The 18696-nt window shown below is 40.1% G+C and carries 20 protein-coding genes; 14 read left to right on the plus strand and 6 right to left on the minus strand.

Translation table 11 applies throughout. The annotated features are described in order from the left end of the window. The first annotated feature begins 8 nt into the window (after positions 1–8). The 11 genes from HT732_RS07550 (at position 9) to HT732_RS07600 (ending at position 7066) form a co-directional block, all read left to right on the plus strand. Positions 9–473, plus strand: a complete 465-nt coding sequence (locus HT732_RS07550) for a hypothetical protein (RefSeq protein ID WP_173254532.1) — start codon at positions 9–11, stop codon at positions 471–473. Positions 474–482: 9 nt separating this feature from the next. Beyond that, complete coding sequence (locus HT732_RS07555) at positions 483–689, plus strand: helix-turn-helix transcriptional regulator (RefSeq protein WP_001176233.1); 207 nt, start codon at positions 483–485, stop codon at positions 687–689. Then, positions 689–877: a hypothetical protein gene (locus tag HT732_RS07560; RefSeq protein ID WP_173254504.1), complete on the plus strand. Its 189-nt coding sequence runs from the start codon at positions 689–691 to the stop codon at positions 875–877. The genes HT732_RS07555 and HT732_RS07560 overlap by 1 nt, the downstream gene beginning before the upstream one ends. Next, a complete protein-coding gene (locus HT732_RS07565; RefSeq protein ID WP_173254505.1) occupies positions 864–1061 on the plus strand; it encodes a hypothetical protein in 198 nt (65 codons plus the stop codon). The genes HT732_RS07560 and HT732_RS07565 overlap by 14 nt, the downstream gene beginning before the upstream one ends. 2 nt (positions 1062–1063) lie before the next feature. Continuing rightward, positions 1064–1804 carry a DUF3169 family protein gene (locus tag HT732_RS07570; RefSeq protein WP_173254506.1) on the plus strand — a complete coding sequence of 247 codons (741 nt, stop codon included), beginning with the start codon at positions 1064–1066 and terminating at the stop codon, positions 1802–1804. Positions 1805–1814: 10 nt separating this feature from the next. Next, positions 1815–2639, plus strand: a complete 825-nt coding sequence (locus tag HT732_RS07575) for an ABC transporter ATP-binding protein (protein ID WP_000621677.1) — start codon at positions 1815–1817, stop codon at positions 2637–2639. Further along, positions 2632–3330, plus strand: a complete 699-nt coding sequence (locus HT732_RS07580; RefSeq protein WP_173254507.1) for an ABC transporter permease — start codon at positions 2632–2634, stop codon at positions 3328–3330. The genes HT732_RS07575 and HT732_RS07580 overlap by 8 nt, the downstream gene beginning before the upstream one ends. A gap of 9 nt (positions 3331–3339) precedes the next feature. Next, entirely contained in the window at positions 3340–3981 is a 642-nt protein-coding gene (locus HT732_RS07585) for a type II CAAX endopeptidase family protein (RefSeq protein ID WP_173254508.1), read from the plus strand. Between the two features lie 17 nt (positions 3982–3998). After that, positions 3999–4229, plus strand: coding sequence for a hypothetical protein (locus tag HT732_RS07590; RefSeq protein WP_049531883.1), 231 nt, complete (start codon positions 3999–4001; stop codon positions 4227–4229). 154 nt (positions 4230–4383) lie between these two features. After that, positions 4384–6147, plus strand: coding sequence for an aspartate--tRNA ligase (aspS, locus tag HT732_RS07595; RefSeq protein WP_084887285.1), 1764 nt, complete (start codon positions 4384–4386; stop codon positions 6145–6147). Continuing rightward, positions 6125–7066 (plus strand): YitT family protein, encoded by a 942-nt coding sequence (locus HT732_RS07600; protein WP_049524721.1) that lies wholly within the window; start codon positions 6125–6127, stop codon positions 7064–7066. Before aspS ends, HT732_RS07600 begins: the two co-directional genes overlap by 23 nt. A gap of 28 nt (positions 7067–7094) precedes the next feature. Here HT732_RS07600 and HT732_RS07605 read toward each other — a convergent pair whose 3' ends face one another. The 5 genes from HT732_RS07605 to HT732_RS07625 form a co-directional block, all read right to left on the minus strand. Beyond that, on the minus strand, positions 7095–8081 hold the full coding sequence (locus tag HT732_RS07605) for a LacI family DNA-binding transcriptional regulator (RefSeq protein ID WP_173254509.1): 987 nt from the start codon (positions 8079–8081) through the stop codon (positions 7095–7097). Between the two features lie 9 nt (positions 8082–8090). Further along, on the minus strand, positions 8091–8891 hold the full coding sequence (locus tag HT732_RS07610) for a DUF1189 domain-containing protein (RefSeq protein WP_173254510.1): 801 nt from the start codon (positions 8889–8891) through the stop codon (positions 8091–8093). Positions 8892–9152: 261 nt separating this feature from the next. Next, the gene (locus HT732_RS07615; protein WP_004236955.1) at positions 9153–9995 is read right to left on the minus strand and encodes a sugar ABC transporter permease; all 843 of its coding nucleotides are present in this window, start codon (positions 9993–9995) and stop codon (positions 9153–9155) included. Position 9996: 1 nt separating this feature from the next. Continuing rightward, complete coding sequence (locus HT732_RS07620) at positions 9997–11289, minus strand: sugar ABC transporter permease (RefSeq protein ID WP_000414961.1); 1293 nt, start codon at positions 11287–11289, stop codon at positions 9997–9999. Between the two features lie 109 nt (positions 11290–11398). Further along, positions 11399–12670 carry an extracellular solute-binding protein gene (locus tag HT732_RS07625; protein WP_000095473.1) on the minus strand — a complete coding sequence of 424 codons (1272 nt, stop codon included), beginning with the start codon at positions 12668–12670 and terminating at the stop codon, positions 11399–11401. 554 nt (positions 12671–13224) lie between these two features. Here HT732_RS07625 and malQ point away from each other — a divergent pair. The 3 genes from malQ to HT732_RS10565 all read left to right on the plus strand — a co-directional run bounded on the left by malQ (position 13225) and on the right by HT732_RS10565 (position 17476). Then, positions 13225–14742, plus strand: a complete 1518-nt coding sequence (gene malQ, locus HT732_RS07630; RefSeq protein ID WP_061439895.1) for a 4-alpha-glucanotransferase — start codon at positions 13225–13227, stop codon at positions 14740–14742. Between the two features lie 25 nt (positions 14743–14767). Further along, entirely contained in the window at positions 14768–17026 is a 2259-nt protein-coding gene (gene glgP / locus HT732_RS07635) for a glycogen/starch/alpha-glucan family phosphorylase (protein ID WP_000950149.1), read from the plus strand. Between the two features lie 243 nt (positions 17027–17269). After that, positions 17270–17476: a hypothetical protein gene (locus HT732_RS10565; RefSeq protein ID WP_050116734.1), complete on the plus strand. Its 207-nt coding sequence runs from the start codon at positions 17270–17272 to the stop codon at positions 17474–17476. Between the two features lie 341 nt (positions 17477–17817). Here HT732_RS10565 and HT732_RS07640 read toward each other — a convergent pair whose 3' ends face one another. Next, entirely contained in the window at positions 17818–18666 is an 849-nt protein-coding gene (locus HT732_RS07640) for a putative RNA methyltransferase (protein WP_173254511.1), read from the minus strand. Positions 18667–18696 lie beyond the last annotated feature (30 nt).

The following is an 18696-nucleotide window of genomic DNA, read 5'->3' on the forward strand; positions in this document are numbered from 1 at the left end:
GAGTATTAATAGTAGATAAACTGGTCAGGACCTTACTCCTGACCTTTTTCTTTTGCAAAATGACAAAAATCATAAACTTTTTGACAAATATGCTTGTCAAAAAGAAAAAGATGTGTTACAATAAATTCAAGTTAAGAGAAAAGGAGAAAGGAACGATTATGTGGGCATTAGGATTTGTACCTCTTGTGATTATGTATTATATCTACCATTCCCAAAAGGTCAAGAAACTGGAGAATAAAATCAAAAGAATTGAGCAAAAACAGAAAGGAAATAAAGAAATGTCAAGATTATTAAAAGAATTGATTGGGAAAACACCGACAATCTTTGGACAAGTTTTTGGAACAGATAACTGGGAAGTTGTAGATGTTGATGAGGAATGGGTCAAGCTACGTCGTGTTGATAAAAAAGGAAAAGAAAAATTCAAACTACAACGCATTGAGGATATCCAAACCGTTGAATTTGACGGAAAGTAGGTGTGTAACATGCAACTAAAAAATCGTCTAAAAGAGCTTCGGGCTCGCGATGGTCTCAATCAAACCGAACTAGCCAAGCTAGCAGAGGTTTCCAGACAGACCATTAGCTTACTAGAACGGGACGAATACACCCCGTCCGTTGTGATTGCCTTGAAAATATCTCAGATTTTCAACGAAACAGTCGAATCGGTATTTCGCTTGGAGGAGGATGAGTGATGAACATGTATAGAGTGGTTTATTATATGAGTGTTCTTGCCCTTATTGTGAATGCCTTGGCAATGATTGGAACATTACTGGGTTGGTTCTATTTTGTTGAAAGTAAGTATTTGTTTTGGATTAATTTAGTCCTCTTGTCCATTTTCAATCGGTTGAAGGAAAAGGAGAAAAATGATGAACAAGTATAAAGTGGTTTATTATGTAGTTGTCGCAGCTCTATTAGTCAGCGTATTTCTATTGATTGGAATAGACTTAGGCTGGTTTAGTCCCTATCAAAGTGACCAATTTATTTGGGCCTACTTTGCTCTTATCCCAGTCGTTGACTGGATTGAAAAGAAAGTAAACAATTTAGCAAGTGAAAAAGGAGAATGAATATGAAAAAGAAAAAGAAAGGTGGATTGTTATTTTTGATGTCTATTGTCTTGGGAGGTTTCTTGGGCATGTTTGTAGGGATGTTTAAGGCTGGTGCCGAATCCCACGGAATTATGTTAGATGTAAAAATCTTGATACCATGGATATCAGCTATCAGCTTACTACTAGCCGTCATTATTCTTTTTTTGACTTTCAATTTCCTAAAGAAAAGCAGAAAATTTCATTCCTTGTATCAAGAGGAAATGGATGATAATCTGAATGAAACCTATTATGTGCAGATGTATCGGAATCTCGAGTTTGGAACCATTGCTTTTAATATTGCAAGCGTAGCAATTTCATTGTCTATTTTTCTCTCATTAAATGAAGTGGTTATATTGCATACAGATCACCAAACATTTTCCCTCTCTTTCTTAGTCTTTGTGCTATCCTTAGTCGCTCAAAAATCTCTTTTTAAAACAATTGCGATTGTGCGTCAGTTTGATTTGGCTCTTTTCTCTACACCAAAGGATGTCTTAGATTATGTCAATTCTTACGATGAAGGGGAGCGCCAGGCTAATTTGGAACAGAGTTTTCGAATTTTATTCCAATTACACCAATATGTCTTACCAGCCTTATATGTTTTTCTTATTATCATTTCTTTCTTAACAGGAGAGATTCAGTTACTAGCCTTCTTGCTTGTAGGAGCCATCCATATTTATATCAATGTGATGCAGTTGCCTATGGTGAAACGTTATTTCAAATAAAGGAGTTTTTATGATTCGTGTTGAAAATGTAAGCAAAAGTTTTGGGAGCAAAAAAGCTCTTCATCAGATTTCTTTTGAGATTAAGGAGGGTGAAATCTTTGGTTTTCTGGGCCCTTCTGGCTCAGGTAAAACAACCATGATCAATGTCTTGACAGGTCAGTTGGCTGCAGATCAAGGTAAAACAGTTTTGTTAGGCAAGAATTCTCAAGATTTAACCTCAAATGATTTGGAACAAATCGGTATTGTTAGTGATGGTAGTGGTTTTTATGAAAAGATGAGTCTTTACAAAAATCTTCTCATTTACGCTAAGTTATATGGTCTCAAGTCAGATAGAGTAAATCAGGTGCTCCAACAGGTTGGATTGGCAGATGCTAAAGACATCATCGCAGAAAAACTATCTACAGGAATGAAACAACGAATGTTCTTGGCTCGTGCCCTTCTTAATGCTCCTAAGATTCTCTTTCTAGATGAGCCAACCAGTGGCTTAGACCCTACAACATCTAAGATGATTCATACCCTACTTCAAGAATTAAAGCAGGCGGGGACAACTATCTTTCTGACCACGCATGATATGAATGAAGCAACTCTGCTTTGTGATCGCTTATCTCTTTTAAATAAGGGGAACTTAATAGAGTATGGAAGTCCGCAAGATATTATCCAGAAGTACCATGTGGATAAGAAAGTACGTGTGGTTTATAATGATGGACGAGAACAGATAGTCCCATTTGAAGAATTACCACATTTAGACACAACAGATTTGATGGTGGTTCACTCTTGTGAGCCAACTTTAGAAGAAATCTTTATCAGATTGACAGGAGAAAAGTTAGATGTTTAGAAAATTAAATGCCCTACTATGGTTAAGATTACAAGTCCTTATTAGCAATTCAACTTTGTTAGCAACTTTATTGATGCCTTTTGGTATTGCTGTTGTATATAATGAATTTTTAAATAAGAATGGACAATTGAGCCTAATTTTACTATCTGCTAGCTTGACGATGGTCTTGAGCATGGGAAGTGGTTATATGGTATCGATTATGATGGCAGAAGATAAGGAAAAACGAAATCTTAAATCACTCATTCTAAGTGGTGTGACAGCAACAGAATATACTTTCAGTATGCTCGTTCTCCCTATTCTGATAATGTTGCTTGCTATGATTGCACTTCCCATCTATCTTAGAGTAGATGTATCTGGTTATTTAGTTGCCTACGTTATCTATTTGCTCCTAGCAACGATTAGTATTATTTTTCTCAACCTTCTAATCGGTGCGGTTTCAGATACTCAATCTAAAGCGCAAGTTTATAGTATCTTCCCTATGTTAATTGTCTCTTTTTTACCTATAATTGCTCTTCAAAATGATACGGTTCAGAAAGTGTTGGATTACTCTTTTATTGGTCCAATTGTAAATCTTTTAAATAAAAAAGGTGGAGAAATATCTTTTTCTAACATCGGTATGTTACTTGCCTGGGTACTTGTGTTAGGAATAGCAAACCTCTTTGTATTGAAAAACAGCTATAAAGCAAGATAGGAGACCTTTATGAAACTACTTAAAAACCTCGGCTGGTTTCTTCTAGCCATTCTATCCTTTTTCTTTATCTATGGCTTCATTCAGGGGTTGGCGACCTCTTCTCTTGCCTTAGGTGCTTCACCCTATGCTGTGACCTTGCTCTATGTGGCCTTGGCTGGAGTTTATGTGTACGGCATTTACAAATGGTATCAGAAAGCTCCTGTTCGTATTGAGAAGAGTGGCTTCAACCGATTTATTTGGCTTCCTGCCTTGGTTTGGTTCTTATCTCTGGTTGTCCAGTTTTTCTTGCCAGATGATCCTTCAGTAAATCAACAAATAGCGACAGACTTGACCTTGTCTCAACCACTTTTCTCATTCTTTGCGGTCGTTATTTTTGCTCCTTTGACGGAAGAACTTATCTTTAGAGGGATGTTAGCACGCTACCTCTTTCCTAAGCAGGACAATAGCAAACGAACTCTGCTTTTCCTTCTGGTATCGAGTGTTCTGTTTGCCTTGATTCATTCTCCAGGAACTTTGCAACAATTTTTAGTTTATTTTAGCCTTGGTTTTAGCTTGGGCTTGGCTTATATTAGTAGAAAGGGGCTCGCTTACAGTATTTCACTACATGCTTTGAATAATTTAGTCAGCTTTTTGATGATTCTCATGCTATAATAGAGTCAGGAGGTCACATGAAACGAGTAATTTTATTAGCAGTGATTCAAGCAGTCGTTCTATTTTTCATCATTGGGGGATTAGCTTATGCCTTCAAAGGTGATTTCTTCTATAGCCATCTAGCAGTTGTCTTTGCCCCTATTGCTGGTATCTGGCGTTTTGGGACAGCTTATACGACGGAAATCGTCTTGCCTCGAAAGGCAGCTGAAATTGCTGAAAAGCGTAAAGCAGGCAACAATTCAAAATAAAAGAGTCCGATGAGCTTCATCGGATTTTTGTATTGGTGTTAATTTTTAGAGTCTTCACTTGATTTTTAAAGACTGGCAAACTTTTCTGCTGATTTTCATGAAGAGCCTGCGCTTTTATGGTAAAATAGTAACAGAATAAAAGAGGAGAGAAACAATGAAACGTAGTATGTATGCTGGTCGTGTTCGTGAGGAACACATCGGACAAGAAATAACCTTGAAAGGATGGGTTGGCCGTCGTCGTGACCTTGGTGGTTTGATCTTTATCGATCTTCGTGACCGTGAAGGAATCATGCAGTTGGTTATCAACCCTGAAAAAGTCTCTGCAGAGGTTATGGCAACAGCTGAAAGCCTTCGTAGCGAATTTGTTATCGAGGTGACTGGTCAGGTCGCTGCGCGTGAGCAAGCCAATGATAAGTTGCCAACTGGTGCAGTTGAGTTAAACGTGACAGCTCTTACTGTGCTTAACACAGCTAAAACAACCCCATTTGAGATTAAGGATGGCATTGAGGCTAATGACGATACACGTTTGCGTTACCGTTACCTTGACCTTCGTCGTCCAGAAATGTTGGAAAATCTTAAACTTCGTGCTAAGGTGACCCACTCTATCCGCAACTACTTGGATGAGCTCGAGTTTATCGATGTGGAGACACCATTCCTTTCTAAGTCAACGCCTGAAGGAGCACGTGACTACTTGGTGCCATCTCGTGTCAATAAAGGGCATTTTTATGCTCTTCCTCAAAGTCCACAAATCACTAAGCAATTGTTGATGAATGCTGGTTTTGACCGTTACTACCAAATCGTTAAATGTTTCCGTGATGAGGACTTGCGTGGAGACCGCCAGCCTGAGTTCACCCAGGTTGACTTGGAAACGTCTTTCCTTACGGAGCAAGAAATCCAAGATATCACAGAAGGTTTGATTGCGCGCGTGATGAAAGAAACCAAAGGCATTGAAGTGACGCTTCCATTCCCTCGTATGAAATACGATGATGCGATGGCTCTTTACGGTTCTGATAAGCCAGATACCCGTTTTGACATGTTGCTTCAGGACTTGACAGAAGTGGTCAAGGGTGTAGACTTTAAAGTCTTTTCAGAAGCACCTGCTGTAAAAGCCATTGTGGTCAAAGGAGCTGCGGACAACTACTCACGTAAAGACATCGATAAGATGACAGAAGTAGCCAAACAGTACGGTGCCAAAGGTCTTGCTTGGGTCAAGGTGGTTGATGGAGAATTAAACGGACCCGTTGCTAAGTTCTTGACTGGCATCCAAGCAGAATTGACAACAGCGCTTGCTCTTGAAGATAAGGATTTGGTTCTCTTTGTGGCAGATACGCTTGAAGTGGCGAATGCAACGCTCGGTGCCCTTCGTGGACGTATTGCCAAAGAGCTTGGCTTGATTGATAACGATAAATTTAATTTCCTTTGGGTGGTTGACTGGCCAATGTTTGAATGGTCTGAAGAAGAAGGTCGTTACATGAGCGCCCACCATCCATTTACCCTTCCACAGGAAGAGACTGCTCACGAATTAGAAGGTGATTTGGCTAAGGTTCGTGCCATTGCTTACGATATCGTATTGAACGGTTATGAGCTTGGTGGTGGTAGCCTTCGTATCAACCAAAAAGACCTTCAAGAGCGTATGTTCAAGGCTCTTGGGTTCTCAGCTGAGGAAGCAAATGACCAGTTTGGCTTCCTTCTTGAAGCCATGGACTATGGTTTCCCACCACACGGTGGTTTGGCTATCGGGCTTGACCGATTTGTTATGTTGCTTGCTGGAGAAGAAAATATCCGTGAAGTCATTGCCTTTCCTAAGAACAACAAGGCAACTGATCCAATGACACAAGCTCCTTCAACAGTAGCTCTCAAACAACTAGAGGAACTCAGCTTACAAGTAGAAGAAGATGAAACAAGCAAAACGAATTAAGCGGTGGCGCTATTATCTGCGCCGCTTTGCTCATCAGATAAAAATTTTACGTGTCTTACAAAGCATCTCTCGCGAAAAATATGATGAGAAGATTTCGGCCTCTCTGGTCTATGGATTTCTATCAGCAGTAGCGGTCAATTTCTTTTTCCAACCAGGGCATGTGTATTCGAGTGGTGCGACAGGTCTGGCACAGATTATCTCTGCCTTGAGTAATCACTGGTTTGGTTTTCATATTCCGATTTCGCTAACCTTCTACGCCATTAACTTCCCTTTGATGGTCTTAGCTTGGTATCAGATTGGTCATAAATTCACTGTCTTTACCTTTATCACGGTGTCCATGAGTTCCTTTTTTATCCAGTTTGTCCCTGTGGCAACCTTGACGGAGGATCCCATTATCAATGCCCTTTTTGGGGGCGTTGTTATGGGCTTGGGGATTGGTTTTGCTCTTCGCAACAATATCTCCAGTGGTGGGACGGATATCGTCAGTTTGACCATTCGCAAGAAAACAGGTAAGAATGTCGGTAGTATTTCTTTCTTGGTAAATGGGACCATCATGCTGATAGCAGGTTTGACCTTTGGTTGGAAATACGCTCTCTACTCTATGATTACCATCTTTGTCTCTAGCCGTGTGACAGATGCGGTCTTTACCAAGCAAAAACGCATGCAGGCCATGATTGTGACCAATCATCCAGATAAGGTAATTGAGAAAATCCATAAAAAATTGCACCGCGGAGCAACCATGATCCACGATGCAGAAGGAACCTATAATCACGAGAGAAAGGCAGTTTTAATTACTGTCATTACACGTGCAGAGTTTAATGAATTTAAACAGATTATGACACAAGTGGATCCAGGGGCCTTTGTCTCTGTATCAGAGAATGTTCATATTTTGGGACGATTCGTTGAAACAGAAAATTAGAGATAAAAAAACCAGCGCGAGCTGGTTTTTATTTTTCAATAATTTTGTGGGCGATTAACTGGCGGTAGCAGATTTGCCTATTTTCTTTAGAATCATTGATGATGCAGAGAATAGTTTCTAAAGAAGTACGTCCGAGGGCTAGGCTATTGATATCTATATAGGCTGCCAAATTGAGCTTAGGATTAACCGAGTCAAAGCTGAGAACAGGGACATCCAGCTGGTGTTTGGCAATATAGTCACAGACCCCTTCAGCTAGGAGGCTATCGGTTGTGATGATGGCATCAATTTGTGGATCGTGCTTGAATAATCGCTTGCTAAATTTATAGCCCTTTTCTTCCAGAAACTCGTCTGCAAAGTAGATGCGATTGGTGTCAGTGGTAAGTTTGTAATGTTTCAGCGCCTGTTCATAGCCTGTTAAACGGTCTTTGGTCACGAAGAGCTTTTTACTTCCTCCGATAAAGGCAATGCGTTTGCAGCCTTTTTTGATGAAATATTCGGTTGCATCAAAACCAGCTTGAACATTGTCGTTGTCGACAAGTGGGATGAAAGGAGATAGAGATTTACCTAAGATAAGGAAGGGGAACTGTTCTTCTGCTACGAGTTTTACGAGAGGGTCTTCTTCTTGGGCATAGAGAAAGATTAGCCCATCTACACGCTTGCCGTAGACCATTTGTGAAATAGCGTTGAGACGCTCCTTCTCATCTTTCCCTGTTGCTATCTGAATGGCATAGTGATTTTCAGATGCGACTTGAGAGATGCCACGTAGAACCGATGGAAAGAAAGGATTCTGGTAGAAGGCGTCTGAGTCATCAGGAAGAACCAAACCAATCACCTGAGTATAGCTACTTACCAAGCTGCGAGCATTGAGGTTGGGATGGTAATTGAGGTCCTTCATAGCCTTGCGAACGCGTTTTTTTGTTTCGTCGCTAATGGTTGATTTATTTTGAATAACACGGGTTACGGTTGAAGGTGAAACACCAGCAGCCTTGGCCACGTCTTTAATCGTAACGGGCATAAAAATCTCCTATTTATGGTAATCTGGATCACGGAAATGTGTTTTATAAAAGATAGTGACCAGATACAGAACAAAAAGAATGTTTTGTACAGTAATCAGGGTTGACATATTTTGGCCAAATAATCCCAAAATAAGCGTAATCAGAGTCGGCAATCCTAAACAGTTCAAGATAAAATGATAGCACTCTTTAAAGGTTCTAAATGAAAAGAGGCGTGATTTCTTAGTGATATAAAGGAGAAGACTCGCTCCTAGAGAGACGATAAAGAAATTCAAACCAAAGAGGAAGCTAGCACCGAGAACTAGGAAGAGACTGATATAGACACGATTCTGTTGGTACCAGTCTTTAGAAATTGCTTGGGTTAAGCTGTCTTTGCTTTTGAAACTCTCAGTCTCAATCGCTCGGTAAGAGATTCGGGTCAGTTCTTTACTTTCCTTGCTGATGACGAGCTCATTCGTATCGAAATGCAGTTGCAAGTCCTTAGGTAACTCCTTACTTTGACTTGGACCGATCACAATAGAAGGGGCTTGACTAGCTGTTCCTGTATAAGTTAATTTACCATCAACAATTGCAGCATGCTCAGAGAGGTCCTGAACAACCCCATCCGTCAGAGGTTCATAGACATTATCGATAAAAGTTTCTAGCGGATAAGTCTCCTGGGAGCTGTTTTGAATGGCAATGGGTACCATAGACAAGCTGATAAGGAAGATACTGGTAAAGAGAAGTTGAAACCAGTTGAGCCCGAAACGTTTGGATAGGGGCTTACGAAATCCCCAAATACTTGAAAAATAGGAAAATGGATATGGAAGCATAGGTATCTTTCTAAAAGGTGTTTTCTATATGAGTATTATTATATAGAGAAATGTGCTTTATTTCAAGTCTAGGAGAAAAATTGCTTGTTGTAAGGACATTACTTACAGTAACAATCGCTAATACTCAATGAAAATCACAGAGCAAACTAGGAAGCTAACCACAGGTTGCTCAAAACACTGTTTTGAGGTTGCAGATGGAAGCTGACGTGGTTTGAAGAGATTTCCGAAGAGTATAAAATGAAAAAGGGTGGCGGGGATATATTATCCCTTGTCGCCACCACTTGTAAGTCCTGAAACAAAGTTCTTTTGTAGGAAGAAGAAGAGAATACAGATTGGAAGGGCGATGAGGATAGCACCTGCTGAGAAGTAGGCAATCTTCATGTTTTTCACATTGCTAACGAAGGTTTGGAGACCTACGGCAACAGTAAAGTATTCTTTCTCACGAAGCAAGAAACTAGAGAGGATGTAGTCCCCAAAAGGTCCCATGAAGGCCCAGAGAGCTTGTACAGCAACCATTGGGCGAACAAGAGGAAGAACAATTTGCCAGAAGCGGCGGAAGTGTCCTGCACCGTCTAGTTTTGCAGATTCGTCTAAAGACATTGGCACTGTATCGAAGTAGCCCTTCATGAGCCAAGCATTCATTGGGATACCACCACCAACGTAGAGGAAGATGAGGAACCAGCTGTGGTTAAGGGCGTTCAACATAAGTGCCATAACGAAGAAGGCTGTCAAAGCGGCCATGGTTGGCACCATTTGGATAATCAAGAAGAAAACCAAACTTTGTTTACGAGCCAAGAAGTTGTAACGGCTGTAAGCATAACCAGCAAGTACGATAATACTTGTTTGAACAGCCATGGTAATCAAGGCGATAATCAAAGTGTTGAGATACCAAGTACCGTACAAGGTTTCAGTGAAGAGGCCTTTAAAGTTATCAAAATTGAGGTCGATGTTAGTATCTAGTTTAAAGGCTGAGACGTTACCTGCTTTAAAGGCTGACATGATGGTAATCAACAGTGGGTAGATAATGACAATTGATAGACCAATCAGGTAAAGGTATGTAAGGGTTTGAGTCAGTCTACGTTTGAGTTTAATTGAGTTATTCATCTTAGACGTCCTCCATATCAAATGCGTGTAGTTTCTTGAATGCAATCATAGAGATTGAGATGACAATGATAGAGATAATCAAGGTAACAGCTGCCGCCATTGAGTATTGAGGAGATGTACCTGTTGTCAAACGGTAGATCCATGAGATCAAGATATCGGTTGAACCAGCTCCACCACCGACACTACCAGGTCCTCCACCATTGAAGAGGTACATGATAGAGAAGTTGTTAAAGTTGAAGGTGTATTGGCTAATCAAAGTAGGTGCTGCAACAGCCAAGATCATTGGGAAAGTGATGTTGCGGAATTTTTGCCAAGCATTGGCACCGTCAATATAAGCTGCTTCGTAAAGGTCGTTAGGAATAGATTGCAAGATACCCAAAGTCAAAACGTAGATATATGGGAATCCAAGCCAACCTTGCATCATAATCAAGGCAACCTTAGTCCAAGTAGGGTCTGTTTTCCAAGGGATAAGAGCACCATCAAGGAATGGAAGGAATTTAGCAAAGATCGGCAAGACTTGAGTGTTGATAGCTCCGACACTATCGTTAAACATGTTTGAGAATGTCAAGATAGTGATGAAGGCTGGAACAGCCCAAGGAAGAAGGAAAATAACACCGAAGATACGTTTTCCTTTGATAAATGGTTGGTTAGCAATGATAGCTGTGAAGATACCAATCACGATCTGTAAAGTTGAGGCAGATAAAGCCCAAATGATAGTCCAAGAAAGAACAGAACCAAAGGCAGAACGGAAGGTACTCAAGCTCCAAATGTTTGTAAAGTTGGTCAAACCAACCCAGTCCAACAATTTGTTTGGTGGCAAGTGTTGGAAGTCGTAGTTAGTAAAGGCAATCATCAAGGTTACGATAACTGGGAAGATGATTGCAAAAGTCATGGCAATATAAGATGGAATGATCAAGAGGTAAGGGAAGCCATTTTCATAGATTCCTTTGACCATTTCTTTAAAGGTAAGTGCTACTGGAATACCATTGTTAATGTGTTTAGCAGTTGTATGTGCATCTTTAATATTTGAGAAATAAAAGAGTACATAAACGACTACAAAGATTAAATGGAAGGCACCACGAATCAGCATAAAGAGGGAATTGTCACGACCTGGCTTGTCACCAAGAGTGATGAGATTGCTCAATTCAGGGGCTGCAAGTGCTAGGAAATAAAGGACAAATACGATGGTTACACCAAGGAAGATAAAACCTTTGGCCTTTTGTTTATTGTAAATCTGTCCTAACCCAGGAATGATAGACAGCAGGGCTGCTTTACTAGGTTGTTGCTTTTCCATAATAACTCCTTTCATAGGATACTGGTTTCTAGATAAAACCTAAACTATTTGTGTTTTTGTTGATAAATTCAAAGGGGGATTTGATTTCCACCCCCCTTGAACAAATTTTTTATTCACCAAATTTTTGTTTGATTGTTTCTTTGATCAATGTTACAGCATCGTTAGCAGCTGTTTTAGCATCTTTCTTACCACTTACAGCTTCAAACAACATTGTTTTAGCTGGGTCCCAAACAGCTGACATTTGAGAGATGTTTGGCATTGGTTGAGCGTTCTTGAACTGTTTGATAACAGCTGTTGTCAACTCATCATTTTTACCTTCAGCGTATGAACGAGCTTCAGTGTTAGCTGGGATTTCATTAGTTTTATCGTAGAAGGCTTTTTGTTGTTCAGTTGAAACAAGGAAGTCTACAAATTTTTGAGCAGCTTCAAGGTTCTTAGTGCTTGATGGGATGATCCAAGCTTTACCACCACCAAATGCTGCGTAGTCTTTTCCGTTTGGAAGAGTTGGGATAGTTGCAACACCGTAGTTTACTTTAGCGTCTTTGAAGGCTTGAGCTTTCCAAGGTCCATCGATGATAGCAGCTGTTTTACCTTCTTGGAATTGAGTTTGGATTAGGTTTCCAGCTCCTTCAGTATCTTGCATACCTTTAGGCCATTTTTCATACCAAGTTTTAGCGTATTCTACACCTTTGATAGCGCCGTCGTTTGCAAGACCGATGTCTTTAGCGTCTTTACCGTTTTGTCCGAATACGTAACCGCCGTTACCAGCAAGAAGTCCGTATGCAAAGTAGAAGTTTGTCCAGTCAGCTAGGAAAGCAGAAGTTTTTCCATCTTCTCCAGCGAATGCGTATTTGCTATCTTTAGCAAGGTTTTCCAAGTCAGCAAATGTTTTTGGAGCTTCTTTTACCAAGTCTTTGTTGTAGTACATAACAAGTGACTCGATAACGGCAGGAGCACCGTAAACTTTACCGTCAGCAGCTGTTACAAGAGATTTAGTTTTATCATCTGTTTTAGCACCGTCGCTCAATTTCACTTCTGAAAGTTGTCCGTCAGTACCAAGGCTACCTACACGGTCGTATGGAGCCATCATAACGTCAGGAGCTTGACCTGATTGGTTGTCAAGAGAAAGTTTGTCAAGCCCACCCATTTGGTCACCAGATTTGATGTTAACTGTTGTTCCTGATTGTTCTTTATAAGCTTTAGCAACTGTTTCAGCATAAGCTTTGTATTGGTCCTCAACGTAAAGAGTGATTTCTTTCGCTTCAGATGAACCAGAATCAGCAGGTTTATCAGCAGTTTTGCTTCCGCAAGCTACCAAAAGCAAGCTAGCAAGTGTAACAGTTCCAAGCACCGCAGCGCTCTTCATGAATTTAGATGACATAGTGTATTCCTCCTAAAGAATAACAAGTTTTATTGATAAGGAAACGCAAACGTTTTCCTTTATGAGCTTAGTATAGCACAAATAGAAAACGGTTGCAAGTGTTTTTGTCAAAAATTTTAAAAAATTTTTAAGCTTGATTTGATAGCATGATTTTGCTTTTTAATAGAAGAAAAGTGTGAAATAGATAAGAATACAGTATTTTTAATAAAAAATAGATGGAATCTGTCTAAAGAGGGAAATCAGGAGGGGCTATCTCCCTGTTTCTAATTCCTATCTATTTTCTATAGACGTTTGTGCCTCCTTGCATCTAAATTCAAGTTTTCTAGGGGAGGATTTGCAGTTTGTAGACGGATTCTGTGAGAGTCAAATTTTAGGATTAGATGGTTTTAAGTTATCTTTGCTAAAATGGGTTAGTCTCCTTAAAAATAATCAAAAAAGTTTTTTAAAAACGCTTGCAATTATGCTTGAAAAGGAGTATACTTGTAAGTAGCGCAAACGTTTGCGTCTGCAAAAATACGCAACGTTCCATTAATTTTAACACATGAGGTGCTATTATGAAAAAACGTCAAAGTGGTGTGTTGATGCACATCTCTTCTCTCCCAGGAGCTTACGGAATCGGATCGTTTGGTCAAAGTGCTTACGACTTCGTTGATTTCTTGGTTCGTACAAAACAACGTTACTGGCAAATCCTTCCACTAGGAACAACTAGTTACGGGGATTCTCCTTACCAATCTTTCTCAGCCTTCGCAGGAAACACTCATTTTATCGATTTGGATATCTTGGTGGAGCAAGGTTTGTTGGAAGCAAGTGACCTTGAAGGAGTTGACTTTGGTAGCGATGCGTCTGAAGTTGACTATGCTAAAATCTACTATGCACGTCGTCCTCTTTTAGAAAAAGCTGTGAAACGTTTCTTTGAAGTCGGAGATGTTAAAGATTTTGAGAAATTTGCTCAAGATAACCAATCATGGCTTGAGCTCTTTGCTGAGTATATGGCTATCAAAGAGCATTTTGACAATCTTGCTTGGACTGAATGGCCAGATGCAGATGCTCGTGCTCGTAAAGCTTCAGCACTTGAAAGCTACCGTGAGCAATTGGCAGACAAGTTGGTTTACCACCGTGTGACTCAATATTTCTTCTTCCAACAATGGTTGAAATTGAAAGCTTACGCTAACGACAACCACATCGAAATCGTTGGGGACATGCCAATCTACGTAGCAGAAGATTCAAGCGATATGTGGGCAAATCCACATCTCTTCAAGACAGATGTCAACGGTAAAGCAACTTGCATCGCAGGATGCCCACCAGATGAGTTTTCTGCAACTGGTCAGCTTTGGGGTAACCCAATCTATGACTGGGAAGCAATGGACAAAGACGGCTACAAATGGTGGATTGAACGCTTGCGTGAAAGCTTCAAAATCTACGATATCGTTCGTATCGACCACTTCCGTGGTTTCGAATCTTACTGGGAAATCCCTGCTGGTTCCGATACAGCAGCACCTGGTGAGTGGGTGAAGGGTCCAGGATACAAGCTTTTTGCAGCCGTTAAGGAAGAACTTGGTGAGTTAAACATCATCGCAGAAGACCTTGGTTTCATGACAGACGAAGTTATCGAATTGCGTGAACGTACTGGCTTCCCAGGAATGAAGATTCTTCAATTTGCCTTCAACCCAGAAGACGAAAGTATCGATAGCCCACACTTGGCACCTGCTAACTCAGTTATGTACACAGGAACTCACGATAACAATACAGTTCTTGGTTGGTACCGTAACGAGATTGATGATGCGACTCGTGAGTACATGGCTCGCTACACTAACCGTAAAGAGTATGAAACAGTGCCACATGCTATGCTTCGTACAGTCTTTTCATCAGTTAGCTTCATGGCAATTGCAACTATGCAAGATTTGCTAGAATTGGATGAGACAGCTCGTATGAACTTCCCATCTACCCTTGGTGGAAACTGGTCTTGGCGTATGACTGAAGAGCAATTGACACCAGCTGTCGAGGAAGGTTTGCTTGACTTGACAACAATCTATCGCCGAATTAATGAAAATTTGGTAGAATTAAAGAAATAATACAATATCAGGAGACATCTTAAACATGTTATCACTACAAGAATTTGTACAAAATCGTTACAATAAAACCATTGCAGAATGTAGCAATGAAGAGCTTTACCTTGCTCTTCTTAACTACAGCAAGCTTGCAAGTAGCCAAAAACCAGTTAACACTGGTAAGAAAAAAGTTTACTACATCTCAGCTGAGTTCTTAATTGGTAAACTCTTGTCAAACAACTTGATCAACCTTGGTCTTTACGACGATGTCAAAAAAGAACTTGCTGCTGCAGGTAAAGACTTGATCGAAGTTGAAGAAGTTGAATTGGAACCATCTCTTGGTAATGGTGGTTTGGGACGTTTGGCTGCCTGCTTTATCGACTCAATTGCTACTCTTGGTTTGAATGGTGACGGTGTTGGTCTTAACTACCACTTTGGTCTTTTCCAACAAGTTCTTAAAAACAACCAACAAGAAACAATTCCAAATGCATGGTTGACAGAGCAAAACTGGTTGGTTCGCTCAAGCCGTAGCTACCAAGTGCCATTTGCAGACTTTACTTTGACATCAACTCTTTATGATATTGATGTTCCTGGTTACAAGACAGAAACGAAGAACCGCTTGCGTTTGTTTGACTTGGATTCAGTTGATTCTTCTATTATTAAAGACGGTATCAGCTTTGACAAGACAGATATCGCTCGCAACTTGACTCTCTTCCTTTACCCAGATGATAGTGACCGTCAAGGTGAATTGCTCCGTATCTTCCAACAATACTTCATGGTTTCAAACGGTGCGCAATTGATCATCGACGAAGCAATCGAAAAAGGGAGCAACTTGCATGACCTTGCTGACTACGCAGTTGTGCAAATCAACGATACTCACCCATCAATGGTTATCCCTGAATTGATCCGTCTTTTGACTGCACGTGGTATCGAGCTTGACGAAGCAATCTCAATCGTTCGTAGTATGACTGCCTACACTAACCACACAATCCTTGCTGAAGCCCTTGAAAAATGGCCTCTTGAATTCTTGCAAGAAGTGGTTCCTCACTTGGTACCAATCATCGAAGAATTGGACCGTCGTGTGAAAGCAGAATACAAAGATCCAGCTGTTCAAATTATCGATGAGAGCGGACGTGTTCACATGGCTCACATGGATATCCACTACGGATACAGTGTTAACGGGGTAGCAGCACTTCACACTGAAATCTTGAAGAACTCTGAGTTGAAAGCTTTCTACGACCTTTACCCAGAAAAATTCAACAACAAAACAAACGGTATTACTTTCCGTCGTTGGCTTATGCATGCTAACCCAAGCTTATCTCACTACTTGGATGAGATTCTTGGAGATGGTTGGCACCATGAAGCAGATGAGCTTGAAAAACTTTTGTCTTATGAAGACAAAGCAGCTGTCAAAGAAAAATTGGAAAGCATCAAGGCTCACAACAAACGTAAATTGGCTCGTCACTTGAAAGAACACCAAGGTGTGGAAATCAATCCAAACTCTATCTTTGACATCCAAATCAAACGTCTTCACGAGTACAAACGTCAACAAATGAACGCCTTGTACGTAATCCACAAATACCTTGACATCAAAGCTGGTAACATCCCTGCTCGTCCAATCACAATCTTCTTTGGTGGTAAAGCAGCTCCAGCCTACACAATCGCTCAAGACATTATCCATTTAATCCTTTGTATGTCAGAAGTTATTGCTAACGATCCAGCAGTAGCTCCACACTTGCAAGTAGTTATGGTTGAAAACTACAACGTTACTGCAGCAAGCTTCCTTATCCCAGCATGTGATATCTCAGAACAAATCTCACTTGCTTCTAAAGAAGCTTCAGGTACTGGTAACATGAAATTCATGTTGAACGGAGCTTTGACTCTTGGTACTATGGACGGTGCTAACGTGGAAATCGCTGAGTTGGTTGGCGACGAAAACATCTACATTTTCGGTGAAGATTCAGAAACTGTTATCGACCTTTACGCAAAAGCAGCTTACAAATCAAGCGAATTCTACGCTCGTAAAGCTATCAAACCATTGGTTGACTTCATCGTTAGCGATGCAGTTCTTGCAGCTGGAAACAAAGAGCGCTTGGAACGTCTTTACAATGAATTGATCAACAAAGACTGGTTCATGACTCTTCTTGACTTGGAAGACTACATCAAAGTCAAAGAGCAAATGTTGGCTGATTACGAAGACCGTGACGCATGGTTGGATAAAGTTATCGTTAACATTTCTAAAGCAGGATTCTTCTCATCTGACCGTACAATTGCTCAGTATAACGAAGATATCTGGCACTTGAACTAAGATACAAATTTATACTAATACATTTTGTAAAAAAGCGAGTTTCGATTGAAATTCGCTTTTTTAAATGCTGTGGATTTTGGTTAATTCTGTCTAAAAATAGGGAAATCCTAGATACAGTTAAGGCTTAAAATGCTGGTTTTTACTGTCTTCAGCCTTATATTTCTTCGTAGTTGATTACCTCATATCTCTTGTATTCGCTTACATAAATTGTTATAATATGATTGTAGGAAAGAAGGTGTTTTTATGTGGAAAAAATATTTTTCAAAATATAAATGGACAGATTTATTTTGGATACTATTTGTTATTTTGACCTGCCTCTATATAGGTAACCACGATTTACTTCCTCTCAATCATCAAGAAATCTCTCTTCGAGGTAGTTTCTGGGGTTTGGTACTGGCCTTATATCACTTATTGTTCATTGATAAGTTTGTAATTTCGAATCGAAAATAAAGATTAGGACTATGCTTGACTGCCTACTTTTATGATTGATTTTTGGAGGGAGATTTTGTCTCTGTTATTTATTATTTTAAATTTGTTTATCTTGTACAAGATCTATTCTTTGAGACGGGAGAAATCGAAATACTTGATTTATACGGCCTATATCATATTTGGGGTAAATGTACTATATGGTATTCAATGGTTATTAAGAGAACTGATTTCAAATATTTCCTCTTAATATGTATGGAAACTATAACAAAACGCATAAGATTAAGGTTTTTGAGTACCTGTTCTTATGCGTTTTCGTAATATTGAAGATTCTCAGTAAGTTTTCTACTTTTGCGAAGTCTAGTTTACAATGTTTTCCCAACCAAAATCTCTGCTTCGATGGTAATCTCTGTCAGTTGGCTCCAGTCAATTTTGGTCTGGTCAACGTGAAAGAGGAGAGGGGTCATGCTGAGTAGGGCTTGGAGTTGCTCTGTTGTGATAGTCTTAGTCAGAGAGGCCGTTTGGTTAGATAGGATGGTAAAGTGTTCTTGGAAATGATTTTTAATATCTCGGTTGGAATAGTCCTTGTTTGTCAGCTGGTCTTGTACCTTCTGACGGATTTCCTTGAGGTGATTTTCAGTTGGAATAACCTTTATTAAGATGCCATCTTTGGATAAAACGCGACGAAATTCTCCATAGTTGGCAGGTGAGAAGATATCAAGCAGAATATACATGCTGGCATCTTTTATAGGAAGACGAGCCAAGTCGCCAACGAACCAATTGACTGCCCAGTTGGGTTCGCTCTTGGCAGCGATTTGGACGGAATCTTTGGAAATATCAAAGGCATAGAAAGTTTTTTCAGGGTGACTTTCTTGTAGTTTACGAGAGTAGAAACCTTCGCCACAACCGATATCCAAGACTGTGGTGCTAGTTTCTGAATTTGCTAACAAGTCAGATACAGCCTCTAAGATAGCTTGGTAAAAGCCGGCTTCTAGGATTTGTTGACGGTTTTGAAAGTTTTCTTTGTCATAGTTAGTAGATTGCTTGATTTGAGGTGCTAGATTGACATAGCCAAATTTCGCCAAGTCAAAAGAATGACGGTTGCAGCACTTGAGACTAGTCTCTACCAGAGTCAGATTTTCTCGACAGATAGGGCAGGCAAAGGCAGTCGCAGAAGCAAAACGCTGGAGTTTAGGTTTGAGATTTGTATTCATAGTTTAAGTGTATCAAAAGAGGCAAATGAA

Source organism: Streptococcus sp. 5346 (assembly GCF_013277455.1).
In the GTDB taxonomy this organism is placed as follows: Bacteria; Bacillota; Bacilli; order Lactobacillales; family Streptococcaceae; genus Streptococcus.

Bases quoted from the DNA above. Each gene is read 5' to 3' on its own strand.
- HT732_RS07555 (WP_001176233.1), top strand. From the start codon at position 483: ATGCAACTAAAAAATCGTCTAAAAGAGCTTCGGGCTCGCGATGGTCTC.
- HT732_RS07560 (WP_173254504.1), top strand. From the start codon at position 689: ATGAACATGTATAGAGTGGTTTATTATATGAGTGTTCTTGCCCTTATT.
- HT732_RS07565 (WP_173254505.1), top strand. From the start codon at position 864: ATGAACAAGTATAAAGTGGTTTATTATGTAGTTGTCGCAGCTCTATTA.
- HT732_RS07570 (WP_173254506.1), top strand. From the start codon at position 1,064: ATGAAAAAGAAAAAGAAAGGTGGATTGTTATTTTTGATGTCTATTGTC.
- HT732_RS07575 (WP_000621677.1), top strand. From the start codon at position 1,815: ATGATTCGTGTTGAAAATGTAAGCAAAAGTTTTGGGAGCAAAAAAGCT.
- HT732_RS07580 (WP_173254507.1), top strand. From the start codon at position 2,632: ATGTTTAGAAAATTAAATGCCCTACTATGGTTAAGATTACAAGTCCTT.
- HT732_RS07585 (WP_173254508.1), top strand. From the start codon at position 3,340: ATGAAACTACTTAAAAACCTCGGCTGGTTTCTTCTAGCCATTCTATCC.
- HT732_RS07590 (WP_049531883.1), top strand. From the start codon at position 3,999: ATGAAACGAGTAATTTTATTAGCAGTGATTCAAGCAGTCGTTCTATTT.
- aspS (WP_084887285.1), top strand. From the start codon at position 4,384: ATGAAACGTAGTATGTATGCTGGTCGTGTTCGTGAGGAACACATCGGA.
- HT732_RS07600 (WP_049524721.1), top strand. From the start codon at position 6,125: ATGAAACAAGCAAAACGAATTAAGCGGTGGCGCTATTATCTGCGCCGC.
- HT732_RS07605 (WP_173254509.1), bottom strand. From the start codon at position 8,081: ATGCCCGTTACGATTAAAGACGTGGCCAAGGCTGCTGGTGTTTCACCT.
- HT732_RS07610 (WP_173254510.1), bottom strand. From the start codon at position 8,891: ATGCTTCCATATCCATTTTCCTATTTTTCAAGTATTTGGGGATTTCGT.
- HT732_RS07615 (WP_004236955.1), bottom strand. From the start codon at position 9,995: ATGAATAACTCAATTAAACTCAAACGTAGACTGACTCAAACCCTTACA.
- HT732_RS07620 (WP_000414961.1), bottom strand. From the start codon at position 11,289: ATGGAAAAGCAACAACCTAGTAAAGCAGCCCTGCTGTCTATCATTCCT.
- HT732_RS07625 (WP_000095473.1), bottom strand. From the start codon at position 12,670: ATGTCATCTAAATTCATGAAGAGCGCTGCGGTGCTTGGAACTGTTACA.
- malQ (WP_061439895.1), top strand. From the start codon at position 13,225: ATGAAAAAACGTCAAAGTGGTGTGTTGATGCACATCTCTTCTCTCCCA.
- glgP (WP_000950149.1), top strand. From the start codon at position 14,768: ATGTTATCACTACAAGAATTTGTACAAAATCGTTACAATAAAACCATT.
- HT732_RS10565 (WP_050116734.1), top strand. From the start codon at position 17,270: ATGTGGAAAAAATATTTTTCAAAATATAAATGGACAGATTTATTTTGG.
- HT732_RS07640 (WP_173254511.1), bottom strand. From the start codon at position 18,666: ATGAATACAAATCTCAAACCTAAACTCCAGCGTTTTGCTTCTGCGACT.